At 69.9% G+C, this 16,648-nt stretch carries 17 protein-coding genes; all 17 read right to left on the bottom strand.

Annotated features, from left to right (window positions below):
• Positions 1-1,140: a carbamoyltransferase HypF gene (locus GPA22_RS02935; protein WP_169254595.1), complete on the bottom strand. Its 1,140-nt coding sequence runs from the start codon at positions 1,138-1,140 to the stop codon at positions 1-3.
• Complete coding sequence (gene hypB, locus GPA22_RS02930; RefSeq protein ID WP_169254594.1) at positions 1,137-2,042, bottom strand: hydrogenase nickel incorporation protein HypB; 906 nt, start codon at positions 2,040-2,042, stop codon at positions 1,137-1,139. The genes GPA22_RS02935 and hypB overlap by 4 nt, the downstream gene beginning before the upstream one ends.
• 47 nt (positions 2,043-2,089) lie before the next feature.
• On the bottom strand, positions 2,090-2,431 hold the full coding sequence (gene hypA, locus GPA22_RS02925) for a hydrogenase maturation nickel metallochaperone HypA (RefSeq protein WP_169254593.1): 342 nt from the start codon (positions 2,429-2,431) through the stop codon (positions 2,090-2,092).
• Positions 2,424-3,545, bottom strand: coding sequence for a nickel-dependent hydrogenase large subunit (locus GPA22_RS02920; protein WP_169254592.1), 1,122 nt, complete (start codon positions 3,543-3,545; stop codon positions 2,424-2,426). The genes hypA and GPA22_RS02920 overlap by 8 nt, the downstream gene beginning before the upstream one ends.
• A gap of 270 nt (positions 3,546-3,815) precedes the next feature.
• Positions 3,816-5,987 carry a primosomal protein N' gene (locus GPA22_RS02915; RefSeq protein WP_169254591.1) on the bottom strand — a complete coding sequence of 724 codons (2,172 nt, stop codon included), beginning with the start codon at positions 5,985-5,987 and terminating at the stop codon, positions 3,816-3,818.
• A 503-nt stretch (positions 5,988-6,490) separates the two neighbouring features.
• Positions 6,491-7,561, bottom strand: a complete 1,071-nt coding sequence (gene hemE / locus GPA22_RS02910; protein ID WP_169254590.1) for a uroporphyrinogen decarboxylase — start codon at positions 7,559-7,561, stop codon at positions 6,491-6,493.
• 87 nt (positions 7,562-7,648) lie between these two features.
• Positions 7,649-7,891, bottom strand: coding sequence for a hypothetical protein (locus GPA22_RS02905; protein WP_169254589.1), 243 nt, complete (start codon positions 7,889-7,891; stop codon positions 7,649-7,651).
• A 58-nt stretch (positions 7,892-7,949) separates the two neighbouring features.
• Complete coding sequence (ureG, locus tag GPA22_RS02900) at positions 7,950-8,588, bottom strand: urease accessory protein UreG (protein WP_169254588.1); 639 nt, start codon at positions 8,586-8,588, stop codon at positions 7,950-7,952.
• Positions 8,585-9,265 (bottom strand): urease accessory protein UreF, encoded by a 681-nt coding sequence (locus GPA22_RS02895; protein ID WP_169254587.1) that lies wholly within the window; start codon positions 9,263-9,265, stop codon positions 8,585-8,587. The genes ureG and GPA22_RS02895 overlap by 4 nt, the downstream gene beginning before the upstream one ends.
• Positions 9,265-9,756 (bottom strand): urease accessory protein UreE, encoded by a 492-nt coding sequence (gene ureE, locus GPA22_RS02890; protein ID WP_211168900.1) that lies wholly within the window; start codon positions 9,754-9,756, stop codon positions 9,265-9,267. Before ureE ends, GPA22_RS02895 begins: the two co-directional genes overlap by 1 nt.
• A 45-nt stretch (positions 9,757-9,801) precedes the next feature.
• Positions 9,802-11,505, bottom strand: coding sequence for an urease subunit alpha (ureC, locus tag GPA22_RS02885; protein WP_169254585.1), 1,704 nt, complete (start codon positions 11,503-11,505; stop codon positions 9,802-9,804).
• Entirely contained in the window at positions 11,505-11,810 is a 306-nt protein-coding gene (locus GPA22_RS02880) for an urease subunit beta (protein WP_169254584.1), read from the bottom strand. The genes ureC and GPA22_RS02880 overlap by 1 nt, the downstream gene beginning before the upstream one ends.
• Before the next feature lie 184 nt (positions 11,811-11,994).
• On the bottom strand, positions 11,995-12,297 hold the full coding sequence (gene ureA, locus GPA22_RS02875) for an urease subunit gamma (protein ID WP_169254583.1): 303 nt from the start codon (positions 12,295-12,297) through the stop codon (positions 11,995-11,997).
• A gap of 37 nt (positions 12,298-12,334) precedes the next feature.
• The gene (locus tag GPA22_RS02870; protein ID WP_169254582.1) at positions 12,335-13,198 is read right to left on the bottom strand and encodes an urease accessory protein UreD; all 864 of its coding nucleotides are present in this window, start codon (positions 13,196-13,198) and stop codon (positions 12,335-12,337) included.
• Between the two features lie 125 nt (positions 13,199-13,323).
• Entirely contained in the window at positions 13,324-14,016 is a 693-nt protein-coding gene (gene urtE / locus GPA22_RS02865) for an urea ABC transporter ATP-binding subunit UrtE (protein WP_169254581.1), read from the bottom strand.
• Positions 14,017-14,397: 381 nt separating this feature from the next.
• On the bottom strand, positions 14,398-15,249 hold the full coding sequence (gene urtD, locus GPA22_RS02860) for an urea ABC transporter ATP-binding protein UrtD (protein ID WP_169254580.1): 852 nt from the start codon (positions 15,247-15,249) through the stop codon (positions 14,398-14,400).
• Positions 15,246-16,454, bottom strand: a complete 1,209-nt coding sequence (urtC, locus tag GPA22_RS02855; RefSeq protein ID WP_169254579.1) for an urea ABC transporter permease subunit UrtC — start codon at positions 16,452-16,454, stop codon at positions 15,246-15,248. The genes urtD and urtC overlap by 4 nt, the downstream gene beginning before the upstream one ends.
• Positions 16,455-16,648: the final 194 nt, after the last annotated feature.

The raw sequence follows: 16,648 nt of genomic DNA, 5'->3' as shown, positions 1-16,648 counted from the left end.
TCAACGTCCGTGATTCAGCTGGTAGATCGCAACCCACGCCTGCCCGAGCGCGAGGCCGGCGTCGCCGGGCGACAGCGTGCGCGCCTCGAGCACTGCGAGACCCTGGCGGCGAAGCGCGGCGCCGAGGCGTTGCGACAGGATGCGGTTGTGCAGGCAGCCGCCGGAGAGCGCGACCGTCGACAGGCCGGTGTGTGCGGCGGCGGCCACGACCCACTCGGCGAGCGCGGCGGCGAGCGTGACGTGAAAGCGCGCCGCACCGCGGCCGGCGTCGGATTCATCCGCGAGGGCGACGAGGATCGGCGACAGGTCGAGCCGCCCCGCCCCGTCGATCGACCAGCCATCGGGCTCCGCCGGCACGTCGCCGACGCGTTCAAGGTATCCGGACGCCGCGCGTTCGAGCGCGATCGCGGCCTCGGCCTCGACGCGCATCACCGGGCACAGGCCGAGGAGTCCCGCCGCGGCATCGAACACGCGGCCGAGGCTGGAAGTCGGCGGGCACAGCGACGCACGATCAAGGAGCTGCGCGAGCATCGCCGCCGCGGGCTGCGCGGCGAAGCGCGTCGCGATCTCGTCGGCGCGGCCGGCACGATGCAGCACCGCGGCGGCCATGCGCCACGGTTCGCGCGCGGCGCGGTCGCCGCCGGCGAGCGGCAGCGGTGCGAGATGGCCGAGACGCTGGAACTGCGCGCCGTCGACGCGCAGCAGCTCCCCGCCCCAGGCCGTGCCGTCGGTGCCGAGACCGACGCCGTCGAGCGCGAGGCCCAGTGCCGGGCCGGGGTAGCCATTTTCCGCCAGCACCGCCGCGACATGCGCATGGTGGTGCTGCACGGCGATCGCCGGCACGCCGAGGCGCGCGGCCAGTGCGCAGGCGCTGCGGCTGGAATGGAAGTCCGGGTGCAGGTCGTGCGCAATCGCTGCGGGCCGGCCCTGCTTCAGCAGCATCCCGGCCCAGGCATCCATGTCGCGACAGGCCTCGGGCGTATCGAGGTCGCCGACGGTGGCGCTCATGCACGCCGCGCCGTCCTGCGCGAGGCACAGCGCGTTCTTGAACCAGGCGCCGAACGCGAGCACCGCCGGGCCGTGCAGGGCGAGGGGAATCAGGGGCGGCAGCGCCCCCTGCGCGGGCAGGGTCGAACTCATGTCCGACTCAGGCCGTCCGCGCGCGCCTTCGCCAGGCCGCGTTCGAGCCACGCGAGCCATTCGGCGATGCCCTCGCCGCTCGTCGACGAGGTGCGGATCACTTCGATCCGCGGATTCACGCGGCGCGCGTAGGCGATCGCACGCTCGACGTCGAAGGTGAGGTACGGCAGCAGGTCGACCTTGTTGAGCAGCAGCAGGTCGGCGGCGGCGAACAGGTCGGGGTATTTCAGCGGCTTGTCCTCGCCCTCGGTCACCGACAGGATCGCGACCTTGTGCGCCTCGCCGAGATCGAACGCCGCCGGGCAGACGAGGTTGCCGACGTTCTCGATCAGCAGCAGGCTGTCGTCGGCGAGTTCCATCCGCGCGAGCGCGCGGCCGACCATGTCCGCGTCGAGGTGGCAGCCCTTGCCGGTGTTGATCTGCAGCGCCGGCACGCCGGTCGCGCGGATGCGCTCGGCGTCGAACTCGGTCTGCTGGTCGCCTTCGATGACGGCGGCGGGCACGCGGCCCGCGAGCTCGGTGAGGGTGCGCACCAGCAGCGTCGTCTTGCCCGAGCCGGGGCTGGAGACGAGGTTCAGCGCGAAGATGCCCCGCGCGGCGAGCTGCCGGCGGTTCTGTTCCGCGCAGGCGTCGTTCCTGGCGAGGATGTCGCGCTCGATCTTCACCATCTGCGGCTGCGTGAGGCCGGGCGCGTGCGCATGCGCGGGGCCGTCGCCGAAATGCAGGGGGTGGTGCCCGGCGTGGACGCGGTCCGCAACGGCGGCGGGCGCGTGCCCCGCAGTCGGCATGGCCGCCACCGGCTTCCAGCCCCGCGTCGGACCATCCTTCGGACGCACGGCCTTCGCGAACCCAGCCCCGCCGATCTTCACTTCACCGCTGCCACAGCCGCACACCGTACACATCGCCCTGCCCTGCTCCCTCTACGACCACCGGGGGCCGCATCATGCCTTCATTCGATTTCGATTTCCCTGACCCGCATCTCCAGTCCGCCGGTCGGCCGCAGCTGGTAGCCGCCGCAGTGCGGGCACGGGTCGTAGCGCTGCGCGAGCGGCACGCTGCGCTCGCACGCGGGACACCAGCCGACGCCGGGCACCGCCTCGATCTCGATCGCCGCGCCGGCCGCCGACGTGTCGCGCAACACCGTGTCGAGACAGAAACGCAGCGCCTCGACCTCGACCGACGACAACTCACCGATCTCCAGCACCACGGTCCGCACGCGCGAGCAGCCCTGCGCCTGCGCCGTCTCCTCGACGATGGCGCGGATGCTCTCGGCGAGCGACAGCTCATGCACCCGCGACGTCCTCGATCGCGATTTCGTACGCCATGCACGGATCGAGCGACAGCGCGAGGACCTGCAGGCGCAGCATCACCGCTGCGTGCGACGGTGCCTCCCAGTCGCAGCCTTCGCGCACGAACGGCCCCTGCGCGTGGAAATTCCATTCGGTCGGCGAGACGATCGCGTAGTCGGCGATGCGCTCGCCGTCCAGCCGCACCGCGTGCATCAGCAGGCCGCGCGGCGTCTCGACGCAGGCGAGGCCCGCGCCGGCGCCGAGCGGCGCCGCATCGACCAGCACCGGCATGTCGCCCGCCAGCGGGTGACGCAGGCGGCTCGCGCTGTCGGAGAGATCGACGACACGGGCGAACAGGCGCGCGGCGATGCGGTGGCGGTGCGTCAGCAGATTGCGCACCATCATCGAACCGGCGTGACGCGCGAGCACGCCCGTTTCATGCGCGCGGCCGAACAGCGTCGGCGCCGCGCAGAACGCCGGGGACGGGATGCCGCCCAGCTCGTTGGCCCACGCGCCGGCGGCGAGCGTCGGCAACAGGGGCACGGCCTCGCCTTCGGGCGTCGACGAACCCATCTCGATGAGGTCGGCCAGGGCTGCGCCGATCGTGCCGCCGCGCCGCGCACGCTCGACGAATTCGCGCAGGCCGCTCGGTTCGCGGGTCGTGCGGAAGAAGCCGGTGAGGAGTTCCACGGCGACGAGGTCGAGCAGGTCGCCGCCGAGTTCATAAGCCTCGCGCGCATCGCCGATCTGCGCGAGGCGGTGGTGCAGCTTGGCGAAGCGGTCGGTGCGCGGCGCGTGGCCGAAGAGCCGCGGCCAGTCGAGCATCAGGCGCCACAGGTGGTCCTGCGCGGTCTCGGCCGCGAGCGCACGTTCCTCGGCCCAGGCTTCGGCACGCTGCAGGTTCGCGGCGCCGGCCGCCACGCAGGCCGCTGTCGCGGCGATCGTCTGCGCGCGCGGGCACAGGGTGGGAAAGGTCGCGACGAGCTTCAGCGCCTCGTCGACGCCGAGCCCGACCAGCCCCTGCGCCACCTGCGGCCGCGGGTTGTGCACGGACACGCCCGTGATGCGCCGGCCTTCGCGCCGTGCCACCAGGCGCAGCACCGCGTCCGGGTTCACGGCCGCGCTCCGCGAGGGCGATTGCGCCCGGCGGCGCGGGATCCGGTGAAACGTCGCCGACAGCCCTGAACCATGCAGTCTCCTTGCGCACAGGCCCGACACGGGCCGACGGTCGCAGCGCCGCCGGGCGGCTCCGGCGGACAGGCGACGACCCGGCGATGATATGCGCAGTCGCGGGCGCGCGAAAGTCCGATGGGATGCGCGCGCGGCTGCCCGGCGAGTCGAACGCACCGCGTCAGGCGCGCCGGCCCGTCTGCGGCGCGCTCGCGCTCAGACGTCGAGCGGATCCACGTCGAGCTGCCAGCGCAGCTCGCGCGGCGTGCGCTGGGCGCGCAGCACCTCGATCCAGTACACGAGGAAAGCCTGCAGCGGGCCGCGCTCGTCGGTTTCGACCAGCAACTGCGCGCGTTCGCGCCGCGCGAGGCGCGTCAGGCGCATCGGCACCGCGTCGAACACGCGCAGGCCGGCCGGCGCCATCTCCTGCGCGAGGCGGCGCGCGTGAGCGAGGAAGTCCATCGCGTCCTTCAGCATCGGCGCGTCGGCGCGCAGCATCGCCTGATAGGTGAAGGGCGGGAAGCCCGCAGCGCGGCGTTCGTCGAGCGCGGAGGCGGCGAAGGCGTCGAAGTCGTGCTTCACGAGGCAGCGGTACAGCGGGTGGTCGGGGTACTCGGTCTGCACCAGCACCTCGCCCGGCAGGTGCGCACGCCCCGCCCGGCCGCCGACCTGCATCAGCTGCTGGAACAGGCGCTCGGGGGCGCGGAAATCCGCCGCGTGCAGCGAGGCGTCGGCGCCGATCACGCCGACGAGCGTGAGCTGCGGGAAATCGTGGCCCTTCGCCATCATCTGCGTGCCGACGAGGATGTCGGCCTCGCCGCCGGCGATCTGCGCGAGCAGGTTTTCCCACTGGCTGCGCGTGCGCGCCGAGTCGCGATCGACGCGCAGCACGCGCGCCGCGGGGAAGAGTTCGGCGAGGCGCGCCTCGATGCGCTGCGTGCCGCGGCCGAAGGGCTGGATGTCCTGGTTGTTGCACACCGGGCAATGGTGCGGCACCTCGGTGTCGCAGCCGCAGTGGTGGCAGCGCAGGCGCCGGTCGGCGAGATGCACGACGAGGTTGGCCGAACAGTGCGGGCAGTGGCTCACCCAGCCGCAGGCGGGGCAGGACAGCACCGGCGCGTAGCCGCGGCGGTTGAGGAACACGAGGCTCTGCTCGCCGCGCGCGAGGCGCTCGCCGATCGCGCCCTTGAGCTGCGGGCTGAGGCCCTCGTCGAGCTTCAGGCGGCGCGTGTCGATGCGGCGCACCGCCGGCAGCGTGCTCGCGAGCGCGCGCGCGTCGAGGCGCAGGCTGCGGTAGCGCGCCTGCCGCGCGTGCTGCCAGCTCTCCAGCGAGGGCGTCGCCGAACCGAGCACGACCGGCACCTTGCGCTGGTGCGCGCGCCACACGGCGACATCGCGCGCCGAGTAGCGCACCCCTTCCTGCTGCTTGTACGAGGCGTCGTGTTCCTCGTCGACGAGGATCAGCCCCAGGCGCGGCAACGGCGCGAACACCGACAGGCGCGTGCCGAGCACGATGTCCGCGCGCCCCTCGAGCGCCTGCACGAAGCCGCGCGAGCGCGCCCCTTCTGCGAGCGCGGAGTGCAGGCTCACGACGCAGGCGGCGGGAAAACGGTTGGCGACGCGCGATTCGAGCTGCGGCGTGAGCGCGATCTCGGGCACCAGCATCAGCACCTGCCGGCCGGCGGCGAGCGTCCGTTCGGCAAGGCGCAGGTAGACTTCCGTCTTGCCGCTGCCGGTGACGCCCTGCAGCAGCCAGGGCGTGAAGCCGTCCGGTGCCGCCGCGACCGCGTCGACCGCGGCGCGCTGCTCGTCGGTGAGTTCGGGGCGGTTCGCCGCCGGCTGCGAGGGGTCGGTGCCGCGCACCGCGACGACCCAGCCGCGCTTCAACGCGTCGCCGAGCGCCGCCCCCGCGGGCAGCTCGCGCGCGGCGCTGCGACGGATCACGCCGGCCGCGCGCAGCTCGCCGAGCAGCGCCAGCGCCCGGCTCGGACGGCGCGTTTCCGCCAGCGCGGCATGGCCCGCGTCGCTCAGGTCCAGCAGCGGATCGCTCTCGCGGTCGCTCACGGCATCGGCGCGCCGCAGCCCCGGCGGCAGCGCCAGCGCGATCACCTCGCCGAGCGGCGCGTGGTAATAGCGCGCGACGAAGCCGACGAGCTCCAGCCAGTCCGCCGGCAGCGGCGCGACCTCGCGCTGGATGTGACGCACCGTCTTGAGGCGCGCCGGATCGAGCTCCGATTCGGCGACCAGCGCGACGATCACGCCGCTCTTCTCGCCCCGCCCGAAGGGTACGCGCACGCAACGCCCCACATCCTCTTCGCATGCGTCTTGCGACGAATAATCAAAGAGTTGCGGCAACGGAACGGGCAGCGCGACGCGGACGATAGGCATTCGGATCTCGTGCTCTACGTGTTTTACATCAACAAATCAGATGTTTACGGATGATTGTTAAATTCGTTGCTGGGAAACAGGAAGTAAATCTTTGCCGTGAAACCCTTCCGGCGCTTGTCCACAAATCCTGTGGATAACTTTGTTGATAGCATGGGTGAAACGCGGTAAACCCGGCGCCGCGCATGCCTTTCTGTCACTTTGCCTTAACAGTAGGCAAATTTTTATTATTTAAATTTCAATTAGTTATAAATTTTGGTGAATAAACCCCAATTCCAGTCAGCATGCGGCATCGGGACCGGCCGGATGTGCATAAGTCAAGCGGTCAACGCATCTTTTTCCGCTTGACAAGGCCGGGCCGGATGCCGTCGGCGGCTGACGCCGCACCGCAAGGGTGCGGTCAAATGCCCCCTAGGCACGCGCTCTGCCCGACCGAAAAAAGGGAACCCCGGCGGGGTGCGCAGTGTGCGCGTCCCGGCCGGGGTTCGGGTGCCGCTGCCGGGCGTTCAGGCGCCGGCGCGGATCTTGCGGCTGTGCTCGTGCACGGTGTCGACCAGCACGGACACCGACTCGGGCGGCGTGAACTGCGAGATGCCGTGGCCGAGGTTGAAGACGTGGCCGGGGTGGTTGCCGAAGGAATCGAGCACGCGCTTCGCTTCGCGCGCGACGGCCTCGGGCGGCGCGAACAGCACGTTCGGGTCGAGGTTGCCCTGCAGCGCCACCTTGTCGCCGACGAGGGCGCGCGCGCGGCCGATGTCCATCGTCCAGTCGAGGCCCACCGCGTCGCAGCCGATGCCGGCGATGCTTTCGATCCACAGGCCGCCGCCCTTCGTGAACACGATGTTCGGCACGCGCTCGCCTTCATTCTCCTTGATCAGCCCGTCTACGACGCGCTTCAGGTAGGGCAGCGAGAACTCGTGGTAGGCCGCTTCCGACAGCACGCCGCCCCAGGAGTCGAACACCATCACGGCCTGCGCGCCCGACTGGATCTGCGCGTTGAGGTAGGCGACGACGGAGTCGGCCGTCACGGAGAGGATGTGGTGCAGCAGGTCGGGGCGGGAATAGGCCATCGCCTTGACCTTGCGGTAGTCGTCGGAGGAGCCGCCTTCGACCATGTAGCAGGCGAGCGTCCACGGGCTGCCGGAGAAGCCGATCAGCGGCACGCTGCCGTTGAGCGCGCGGCGGATCTCGGCGACCGCGTCCATCACGTACTGCAGCTCGGCGTGCGGATCGGGGATCGCGAGGTTGCGGATCTCCCACTCGTCGCGTAGCGGGCGCTCGAAGCGCGGGCCCTCGCCTTCGGCGAAGTACAGACCGAGGCCCATCGCGTCCGGCACGGTGAGGATGTCGGAGAACAGGATCGCGGCGTCGAGGTTGTAGCGCGCGAGCGGCTGCAGCGTGACCTCGCAGGCCAGCGTCGGGCTCTTGCACAGGTTGAGGAAGCTGCCGGCGCGCTTGCGCGTCTCGCAGTACTCGGGCAGGTAGCGGCCGGCCTGGCGCATCAGCCACAGCGGCGTGTATTCGGTCGGCTGGCGCAGCAGGGCGCGCAGGAAGGTGTCGTTCTGCAGACGGCTCACGATTACATCCTCAGATCTGCCCGGTGCGGGCGCAAACCGCGATTATCCGTCTTTTCCCCCGTCATGCCGAGTCCGCTGTGGCCTAGGTCACATCGCGAGGGTCAGCGCCCCGGCCGCCACCGCGAGCCCGCCCAGCGCCCAACGCAGCGCGCCGGTGGCGCGGACCGCAGAGAAGGCGCTGACAAGCGTGACGAGCGCCGCAGGCAGGTGCTCGAGGCCCGACGAGAACATGTGCGCGAGGCCCGGCACGAGGCCGTGATCGCCGTGCGCGAGGGCGGGGCCGGCGGCGAGCATGAGGATCAGGACGGAGGCGGTATGCTGCGGTTTCATGGCGATATCCTTGGAGTGAGTGGTGTCGGGCGAGAGGATCCGGAACGTGCGGAACGGATTACGCACGAGGGATCTGCGGCGCGCGCAGCAGGCCCTGGCGCTCGATGAAATCGATGATCTCGGCGAGGCCCTGGCCGGTTTTCAGGTTGCTGAAAACGAAGGGGCGCTCGCCGCGCATTTTCTTCGCGTCACGCTCCATCACGTCGAGGCTTGCGCCGACCAGCGGCGCGAGGTCGATCTTGTTGATCACGAGCAGGTCGCTGCGCGTGATGCCGGGGCCGCCCTTCCTCGGGATCTTGTCGCCGGCGGAGACGTCGATCACGTACAGCGTGAGGTCCGAGAGCTCGGGCGAGAAGGTCGCCGCGAGGTTGTCGCCGCCGGACTCGACGAACACGATCTCGACGCCGGGAAAGCGCCGGATCAGGCGGTCGACCGCTTCGAGGTTGATCGACGCATCCTCGCGGATCGCGGTGTGCGGGCAGCCGCCGGTCTCGACGCCGATGATGCGCTCGGGGGCCAGCGCCTCGTTGCGCACGAGGAACTGCGCGTCCTCGGCGGTGTAGATGTCGTTGGTGACGACGGCGATGTCGTAGCGTTCGCGCAGCGCGCGGCACAGCGCGAGCGTGAGCGCGGTCTTGCCCGAGCCGACCGGGCCGCCGATGCCCACGCGCAGCGGCTGGGAGGAGTGGGGGGTCATGATCTGAAAAGCCTCGTGTATTGGGTTTCGTGCCGGCTGCTGGCGAGTGCGAGGCCGGGGGTGAAGTTGCTCCATTGGTCCGCCGGCAAGACCGCCGCCTGCGCCGCGAGCGCCGGGATGCGCGCGCCGAGCGTCGCCAGCAGGCGCTGTCCGGCCGATTGCCCGAGCGGCACCGCCTTCACCGCCGCCATCACCTGATTTTCGAGCCAGGCCCACAGGTAGGCCGGCACGGCCATGTCGGCAGGAATGGCCCAGGCTGCGGCCGCCGCACTCCACGCCGCCGGAAATGCCGGCTCGTCGACCGCCAGCAGGCGCGTTCGCCAGCCGGGCAAGGCCGAAAAGGCGTCGAGATCGGCGAGCAGACGCACGAGCGAGTAGCCCATCTGCACGGTCTCGGCGCGCAACTCGTCGGTCTCGCGGCTGGCGAGGAAATCGGCGTTCAGCGCCGCGACACTGGCGTCGTCGCCGCCGGCCCACGCGTCCATCAGCCAGGCCAGCAGCGGCGCCTCGAAGCGCGCGAGGTTCCATTCGAGGAGATCGCCGATCCAGCGCGCCGTGCCCGCCTCGTCGCGCACCGTCCCCGACTCGACGGCCCATTCCAGGCCCTGCGAGTAGGTGTAGGCGCCCACCGGCAGCGCGGGACTGGCGAGTTGCAGCAGGCGCATGAGCGGCAGCATCAGCGCCCGCCCATCATGTGGATGCGCGCGCCGCCGCCGTCGCCCGGATGCTGATGCCCGTGCGCATAGGCCCCCGCTTCCGGCTCGAAGGGCGCGCGCAGCGCGGTGACCGTCGCGCCGAGGCCGGCGAGCATGCCTGCGAGCACGTGATCGGCCTGGATGCGCAGCCACCCGCCCGCGGCGTCCGAACCGATTTCGACCGCGACGTGGCGGTTGCCGAGGTGGTAGGCCGCGCGCGCGAGCGCCAGCGCGTCGCTGCAGCGCGCTTCGAGCAAGTCCTCGGGCGCCGCGACGATCTCGACGATGCGCCCGTCGCTGCCCAAGAGCCTCTGCCCGCCGCGCAGGATCGTGCCGCGCGGCAGGAACATGCCGACCTCCTCGCCCGACGCGAGCTTGGCGCGCAGGCGGCTCTTGGTCCGGTAGGAGAAATCGAGCAGCAAGGTCTCCGTTGCAGCCGCGGAGCCGTCATAGAGCGCTTCGAGCAGCAGCATCGGCTTTCCCGGCGCGGAATCGACTTCGGCCATCGCGAACACCTCTCAGAACAGGAAATAGCGCTGCGCCAGCGGCAGCACGTCGGCGGGCTCGCAGGCGAGCAGTTCGCCGTCGGCGCGCACCACATAGGTCTCGGGATCGACGTCGATCGCCGGCGTCGCGCCGTTGTGGATCATGTCGGCCTTGGTCACGCTGCGGCAGCCTTGCACGGCTTCGAGCGGCTTCGCGAGTCCCAGCGCGGCAACGGCGGGATTGGCGAGCGCCGCCTGCGACACGAAGGTCACCGAGGTCTTGCGCCCGCCGCCGAAGGCGCCGAACATGGGGCGGTAATGCACCGGCTGCGGCGTCGGGATCGACGCGTTGGCGTCGCCCATCGCGGCGGCGGCGATCATGCCGCCTTTCAGGATCAGCGACGGCTTCACGCCGAAGAAGGCGGGTTTCCACAGCACCAGGTCCGCGAGCTTGCCGACCGCGATCGAGCCGACGACATGCGAGATGCCGTGCGTGATCGCCGGGTTGATCGTGTATTTGGCGATGTAGCGCTTCACGCGGAAGTTGTCGTTGTGCGCGCTGTCCTCGGGCAGCGGGCCGCGCTGCACCTTCATCTTGTGCGCGGTCTGCCAGGTGCGGATCACGACCTCGCCGACGCGGCCCATCGCCTGCGAGTCCGACGACATCATCGAGAACGCGCCGGTGTCGTGCAGGATGTCCTCGGCGGCGATGGTCTCGCGACGGATGCGCGACTCGGCGAAGGCGACGTCCTCGGCGATCGCCGGGTCGAGGTGGTGGCACACCATCAGCATGTCGAGATGCTCGTCGATGGTGTTCACCGTGTACGGCCGCGTCGGGTTGGTCGACGACGGCAGCACGTTCGCCTGCCCGACCGCGCGGATGATGTCCGGCGCGTGCCCGCCGCCCGCGCCTTCGGTGTGGAAGGTGTGGATCGTGCGGCCCTTGAAGGCGGCGAGCGTGGTCTCGACGAAGCCCGACTCGTTCAAGGTGTCGGAATGGATCGCGACCTGCACGTCCATCTCGTCGGCGACCGTCAGGCAGTTGTCGATCGCCGCCGGCGTCGAGCCCCAGTCCTCGTGCAGTTTGAGCCCGATCGCGCCGGCCGCGACCTGCTCGCGCAGCGGCCCGGGCAGGCTCGCGTTGCCCTTGCCGAAGAAGCCCATGTTCATCGGGAAGGCGTCGGCGGCCTGCAGCATGCGGTGCAGATGCCACGGCCCCGGCGTGCAGGTCGTCGCATACGTGCCGGTCGCCGGCCCGGTGCCCCCGCCCAGCATCGTCGTGACGCCGCTCGTCAGCGCCTCGTCGATCTGCTGCGGGCAGATCCAGTGGATGTGGGTGTCGATGCCGCCGGCGGTCAGGATCATACCCTCGCCGGCGATGATCTCGGTGCCCGCGCCGATCGCGATCGTCACGCCCGGCTGGATGTCCGGGTTGCCCGCCTTGCCGAGGCCCGCGATGCGTCCGTCCTTCACCGCGACGTCGGCCTTGACGATGCCCCAGTGGTCGACGATCAGCGCGTTGGTGATCACTGTGTCGGCGACCTCGGCGGCGAGCTTCTGCCCCTGCCCCATGCCGTCGCGGATCACCTTGCCGCCGCCGAACTTCACCTCCTCGCCGTAGATCGTGAAGTCGCGCTCGACCTCGATCCACAGCTCGGTGTCGGCGAGCCGCACGCGGTCGCCGACCGTCGGCCCGAACATCTCCGCATACGCGCGGCGCGAGATCTTCACGCTCATTACAAGCTCCCCATCACGTCGCCGTTGAAGCCATACACCCTGCGCTCCCCGGCGAGCGCGACCAGCTGCACCGTGCGCGACTGTCCCGGCTCGAAGCGCACCGCCGTGCCGGCCGCGATGTCGAGCCGGAAGCCGCGCGCCGCGGCGCGGTCGAAGGCGAGCGCGGCGTTGGTTTCCGCGAAGTGGTAATGCGAGCCGACCTGGATCGGCCGGTCGCCGGTGTTGGTCACGGCGAGCGTCAGCGTCGCGCGGCCGGCGTTGAGTTCGATGTCGCCGTCGGCGACGAGATATTCACCGGGAATCATCTTTCTTCTCCAGAAGGCCTGCCGGTTCGGTCAGGCAAGGCGTAGCGACCGGCACGCCGGGTGTTTGCGCAGCAGGCGAGGACTGTCTGAGCGCAAGCGCGGAAGCGCGCTGCTGCGCGAGTTCCGCAGCCTGCGGAGCAAATTCCCGTCGGGACGGGCGCGGGCAGGCACAAGGAAACACGCCTCACACGATGGGGTTATGCACGGTCACGAGCTTCGTCCCATCCGGGAAGGTCGCCTCGATCTGGATCTCGGGGATCATCTCCGCGACCCCAGCCATCACGTCGTCGCGCGTCAGGATCGTCGTGCCCTCGCTCATCAGCTCCGCCACCGTGCGCCCGTCGCGCGCGCCTTCGAGGAGCGCGCACGAGATCAGCGCGACCGCCTCGGGATAGTTGAGCTTCAGGCCGCGCGCGCGGCGCCGCTCGGCGAGCAGGCCGGCGGTGAAGAGCAGCAGCTTGTCCTTCTCGCGGGGAGTCAGTTCCATGCCTCTTGTCCTCGTTCGGGTTGTTTCAGGTATTCCCTCAGGTATTCCATATCCGCGGCACGCGCATCGGCAGGCCGGCAACCGCCGGCCGGATCACGGACAGCAGCCGCAGGAACCACTCGCGCCCCGGCTCGCATGCGGGCCCCAGCCAGCGCGCCACCAGCAGCCCCGGCAACAGCGTCACCCCGCCCTGCCCGACCGCCGGCACGATCTCGCGGCATGCGTCGCGCAGCCCCGTGTCGCAGCGCGGCGACGCGACGAGCAGGCTGCCGACGACCGGCTGCCCCGCCAGCCCCACCGGCGCATCGAGCAAGGCGCTGCCGCCGCCGATGCAGCCGCGCTCCAGCCACAGCGGCCGGCCCTCGCGCCGGATGCGCGTCGACAAGCGCAATTCGCCATGCGCGAAGCGTTCGCCCGCGCCGGTGCGGCCGAAGCACAGCAGCTCGCTGCCGACGAAGCAGGCGTCGCGCGCGAGTTCGACCGCGGTCTCGAGGCGCCCGAGCGCGCCATCGAAGACGATGCTCTCCTGCGGCAGCCATTCGCACACGCCGCCCTCGCCCACCGCGATCCGCTGCACGAGCCGCGCGGATGCGCCGGCACTGCGATACCACTTACCCGCCCCGGGCGTCGTCAGCAGCGCATGGGCGTCCGCGCCGACGGACACGTCGATCTCGAGCGCATCGCCCCCGACGATACCGGCGGGCGGATGCAGCACGATGCCGTGGCAGACGGCTTCGCCTTCCGGATACAGGGCCTTCTGCAGGCGCAGCGGACCGCGGTGGATGCGTCGCGCGAGCACGCTACGCGCCCCGCGCCGCTCGAAGCCGAGCTGCAGCATCGCTTCCCAGCCGGACGCGGACGACGGTACGAGCGCGTGCAGTCTGTCGATGACGGCGTTCATGACTGGAAATCAGCAAAGGGCAGCGCCAGCGGCTGCGCTACGATGGCGTTTCTTCGGAGCATCGATGACTGATAAACATTAATCATGCACCATCATCACGCATCCTGTCTCCGTCCGTCGCAGGCTCAGACCGCCAGCGCCGCGCGCACGCCGTCGGCGTCCATGCTCGCGCCGTGCCCACGCATGACGATCTCGCCGCGCTCCATGACGAGATACCGGTCGGCGAGCGCACGTGCGAAGTCGTAATACTGCTCGACGAGCAGGATCGCCATCTCGCCGGTCTCGGCGAGGCTGCGGATCGCACGTTCGATATCCTTGATGATGGAGGGCTGGATGCCCTCGGTGGGTTCGTCGAGGATCAGCAGTTTCGGGCCGAAGGCGAGCGCGCGGCCGATGGCAAGTTGCTGTTGCTGACCACCGGAGAGATCGCCGCCGCGCCGCGCGAGCATCTGCCGCAGCACCGGGAACATGTCGAAGATGCGGGCGGGCAGGTCGGCTCCGCGCGGACGGGTGGCGAGGCCCATCAGCAGGTTTTCCTCGACAGTGAGGCGCGGGAAGATCTCCCTGCCCTGCGGGACGTAGCCTATACCGGCTTTCACGCGGGCATGGGAGGGGGCTCGGGTGATGTCGGCATCGCCGAAATGGACGCTGCCGCTCGCCGCGGGCACGAGCCCCATCAATGTCTTCAGCAGCGTCGTCTTGCCGACGCCGTTGCGCCCCAGCAGGGTCGTGACCTTGCCGAGCGGGACTTCGAACGAGAGCCCGCGCAGGATGTGGCTGCCACCGTAGTACTGGTTGAGGTTGTCGACTTTCAACATTTGATCCTGCCTTTGAAGATTTCCGTGAAACCCCGGCCTAAGCCGGACATAGGGGGTGTTCCCGGAGCGGCGAGGACTGTCTGAGCGGAGGCGCGGAAGCGCGCCGTCCCGCGAGTTCCGCAGCCGCGGAGGGAATTCCCCCTGTGGCCGGCGCTTAGCAGCACGCACGCCTCGCCCGAGAGCTCTTGAAGACCAAAGACATCAAGACGTATTCCAAATTCGCGGGAGTAATCGCCGGCTGCGGCGGGTATTTGCTCCAGGGCTGCGGAACTCGCGCAGCAGCGCGCTTCCGCGCTTGCGCTCAGACAGTCCTCGCCCTTCCGCAAACACCCGCCACATCCGGCTTGCCTCGTTCGTGATCGACGGCCGCCTGGTTCTCGCTCATCTGCCCAGATACACCTCGATCACCCGCGGATCATCCTGCACCTCCGCCAGCTCGCCCTCCGCCAGTACCGATCCCTCGCACAGCACCGTCACCTTGCCGCCCAGGGCCTCGACGAAGGCCATGTCGTGCTCGACTACTACCAGCGAATGCTTGCCTGCGAGGCTCACAAATAATTCCGCCGTGCGCGCCGTCTCGTCGTCGGTCATGCCGGCGACCGGCTCGTCCAGCAGCAACAGCTTCGGCTCCTGCATCAACAGCATGCCGATCTCCAGCCACTGCTTCTGGCCGTGCGACAGCAGGCCCGCTGGACGGTCCGCCTCGTGCGCGAGGCCGATCTGCACCAGCACCTCGGCGATACGGTCGCGGTCGTCGTCGAAGAGCTGCGCGAACAGCGTACGGCGCACGCGCTTGTCCGCCTTCATTGCCAGCTCCAGGTTCTCGAACGCGCTGTGCTGCTCGAACACCGTCGGCTTCTGGAACTTGCGGCCGATGCCGGCGTGCGCGATCTGCGGCTCGGTCAGGCGCGTGAGATCGATCGTCTGGCCGAAGAAGGCCTTGCCCGAGTCCGGCCGCGTCTTGCCGGTGATCACGTCCATCATCGTCGTCTTGCCGGCGCCGTTGGGACCGATGATGCAGCGCAGCTCGCCCGCGTCGATCGCGAGGCTCAGCCCGTTCAACGCGCGGAAACCGTCGAAGCTCACCGTGATGTCATCGAGGTAGAGGATCACGTTGTGCGACAGGTCCAGTTCGCCCTCGCGCACCACATGAGCGCCCGACGCGTTGCCGCTGAAGTTGCCGCGCTGCTCGTCGGCGACGGCGTTTCGTTCCCACTCCATGACGCCGCTCATGCCTGGGCTCCCTTGGCGATCGGTTCGAATTCGGACTGCGCCGGAGCGGGCTCGCCGCACGGCCCGGTGGCCGGCTTCACGCCCTCGACCGCGGCCGGTACGACCGCCCGGCGCGCGCCCAGCCTGCGCCACAGGCCCACCACGCCATCGGGCAGGTACAGCGTCACCGCGATGAACAGGAAACCGAGGAAGAAAGGCCAGTACTCGGGGAAGGACACCGTGAACCAGCTCTTCGCGAGGTTCACGATGCCTGCGCCGAGCACCGCGCCAACCAGCGTGCCGCGCCCGCCGACGGCGACCCACACCGCGATCTCGATCGAGGTCGCCGGGCTCATCTCCGAGGGGTTGATGATGCCCACCTGCGGCACGTAGAGCGCGCCCGCGAGCCCGCACAGCACGGCCGACAGCGTCCACACGAAGAGCTTGTAGTGCAGCGGGTTGTAGCCGATGAACATGACGCGGCTCTCGGCATCGCGGATCGCCGCCAGCACGCGGCCGAAGCGCGAGGCGACGAGGTAGCGCCCGATCACCAGCGTCGCGACGAGCAGCGCCGCCGACAGCGCGAAGAGCGTCGCGCGCATCCCGGGCGAGGTGATCGCGTAGCCGAGGATGCGCTTGAAGTCGGTAAAGCCGTTGTTGCCGCCGAAGCCCGTCTCGTTGCGGAAGAAGAGCAGCATCGCGGCATAGGTGAGCGCCTGCGTGATGATGGAGAAATACACGCCCTTGATGCGCGAGCGGAACGCGAACCAGCCGAACACGAAGGCCACCAGCCCCGGCGCCGCGACGACGAGGAACAGCGACCACAGGAAGGAGTCCGAGCCGGCCCAGTACCACGGCAGCTCCTTCCAGTCGAGGAAGACCATGAAGTCCGGCAGGTCGGCGCCGTAGCTGCCGTCGCGCCCGATCTGGCGCATCAGGTACATGCCGAAGGCGTAGCCGCCGAGGGCGAAGAAAAGGCCGTGGCCGAGCGACAGGATGCCGGCGTAGCCCCAGATCAGGTCCATCGCGACGGCGACGACCATGTAGCACAGGATCTTGCCGAGCAGGCTCACGATGTAGGCCGACAGGTGCAGGGCGTGCCCCTCGGGCAGCACCGCGTGCGCGACCGGCACACAGATCCACGCAACGGCGGCGAAGATCGCCAGCGCGATCCAACCCGCGCGCGGGGTGCTGCGCAGGATTCGTAGCGTCAATGGGGTGCGCATGGGCGCCGCTCCTGTTGTCTTCGTTTCATTGCGCATTGGTGGTTCGTGCCTACGCTTTCGTCGATCGGGGGAATTTGCTCCGCCGGCTGCAGCTTCGCTGCGCGGCGGAGGTGACTCAAATGAGCGCGCAGCGGCGCGCTTCCGCGCCTGCGCTCAGACAGTCCTCGCCCCTCCGCAAACACCCCCGACCGACT

This window comes from Aromatoleum toluvorans, from assembly GCF_012910905.1.
Classification (GTDB): domain Bacteria; phylum Pseudomonadota; class Gammaproteobacteria; order Burkholderiales; family Rhodocyclaceae; genus Aromatoleum; species Aromatoleum toluvorans.
The sequence above is the reverse complement of the archived record's forward strand: the minus strand, read 5'-3'. Positions and strand labels throughout refer to the sequence as shown.

What these genes read in the sequence shown, in the direction of transcription:
- ureC (WP_169254585.1), bottom strand. Translation starts at nt 11,505, where the DNA reads ATGAGCGTGAAGATCTCGCGCCGCGCGTATGCGGAGATGTTCGGGCCG.
- urtE (WP_169254581.1), bottom strand. Translation starts at nt 14,016, where the DNA reads ATGTTGAAAGTCGACAACCTCAACCAGTACTACGGTGGCAGCCACATC.
- ureA (WP_169254583.1), bottom strand. Translation starts at nt 12,297, where the DNA reads ATGGAACTGACTCCCCGCGAGAAGGACAAGCTGCTGCTCTTCACCGCC.
- ureG (WP_169254588.1), bottom strand. Translation starts at nt 8,588, where the DNA reads ATGACCCCCCACTCCTCCCAGCCGCTGCGCGTGGGCATCGGCGGCCCG.
- GPA22_RS02880 (WP_169254584.1), bottom strand. Translation starts at nt 11,810, where the DNA reads ATGATTCCCGGTGAATATCTCGTCGCCGACGGCGACATCGAACTCAAC.
- GPA22_RS02915 (WP_169254591.1), bottom strand. Translation starts at nt 5,987, where the DNA reads ATGCCTATCGTCCGCGTCGCGCTGCCCGTTCCGTTGCCGCAACTCTTT.
- hypB (WP_169254594.1), bottom strand. Translation starts at nt 2,042, where the DNA reads ATGTGTACGGTGTGCGGCTGTGGCAGCGGTGAAGTGAAGATCGGCGGG.
- ureE (WP_211168900.1), bottom strand. Translation starts at nt 9,756, where the DNA reads ATGCTGCTGCTCGAAGCGCTCTATGACGGCTCCGCGGCTGCAACGGAG.
- GPA22_RS02870 (WP_169254582.1), bottom strand. Translation starts at nt 13,198, where the DNA reads ATGAACGCCGTCATCGACAGACTGCACGCGCTCGTACCGTCGTCCGCG.
- GPA22_RS02905 (WP_169254589.1), bottom strand. Translation starts at nt 7,891, where the DNA reads ATGAAACCGCAGCATACCGCCTCCGTCCTGATCCTCATGCTCGCCGCC.
- urtD (WP_169254580.1), bottom strand. Translation starts at nt 15,249, where the DNA reads ATGAGCGGCGTCATGGAGTGGGAACGAAACGCCGTCGCCGACGAGCAG.
- GPA22_RS02895 (WP_169254587.1), bottom strand. Translation starts at nt 9,265, where the DNA reads ATGCTGCCGCTCATGCGCCTGCTGCAACTCGCCAGTCCCGCGCTGCCG.
- GPA22_RS02935 (WP_169254595.1), bottom strand. Translation starts at nt 1,140, where the DNA reads ATGAGTTCGACCCTGCCCGCGCAGGGGGCGCTGCCGCCCCTGATTCCC.
- urtC (WP_169254579.1), bottom strand. Translation starts at nt 16,454, where the DNA reads ATGCGCACCCCATTGACGCTACGAATCCTGCGCAGCACCCCGCGCGCG.